Annotated in this window: 1 protein-coding gene; it reads right to left on the reverse strand. The window is 70.6% G+C overall.

The window, feature by feature from the left end:
- Positions 1–823: TonB-dependent receptor domain-containing protein (locus tag VQ02_RS34125; RefSeq protein WP_048448723.1), on the reverse strand; the 823-nt coding region annotated here is incomplete at both ends.

The raw sequence follows: 823 nt of genomic DNA on the forward strand, positions 1-823 counted from the left end.
ACCCAGCCCGGGGCGAAGGCGTAGGCGAGCCACACGTTGGTGACGCGCTGGGGCACGTCGACCGGGACTTTGCCGGCGAACGACACCAGGGCGCCGTCGACGACCTGCGAGAAGGTGTCGTAGCGGGCCCGCAGCAGGGCGGTGTTGGCCTCGACGCGCCAGGCGTCCGACAGCTGGTAGGCGAAGGCGACCTCGACGCCGCGCGACGACTGGCTGCCGACCTGGGCGACCTCGGTCGGCCGGTCGGGGATCGGGGTCAGTAGGTTGTCCTTGCGGATGTGGTAGGCCGCGACGGTCCACTCGCCGCGCCCGCCGTCGAACAGGCCCTTGGCGCCGGCCTCGATCTGCTCGCCGGTGGCGAGCTGGAACTGGGCCTGCGACACGCTGCTGGTAATCAGGCTGCCGAGGGGATCGGCTGCGGTGGCGTACTGCGCGTAGAGGGCGAAGTCGGGGACCGGGGTGTAGACCGCGCCGACGCGGTAGCTCACGGAATCGAAGGTCTTCTCGAACCCGGTCGCTGTCAGCGGCCGGCTCACCGCCACCGTGGGCGCGTCGTAGCGCACGCCCGTCACCAGGGCGAGCTGCGGCGACAGCTCCAGCCGGTTCTCGGCGAAGACCGAGGCCTGGCGGGTGCGCGACAGGATGTCGGTGCGGGTGCCCGCGAGGTTGATGAAGCGGCCCTGCGCGAAGGTGAAGGGATCGACGAACGTCTCGCCCCCGAACGGCGAGTTGCTGTCGCGCCGGAAGTCGATGTGGTTGACGTCGAAGCCGACGAGCGTGCTGGTCTTGAAGCCGAACAGGCTGCCCCGGACGGTCGCGTCGA

Source organism: Methylobacterium variabile, assembly GCF_001043975.1.
GTDB classification, from domain to species: Bacteria; Pseudomonadota; Alphaproteobacteria; order Rhizobiales; family Beijerinckiaceae; genus Methylobacterium; species Methylobacterium variabile.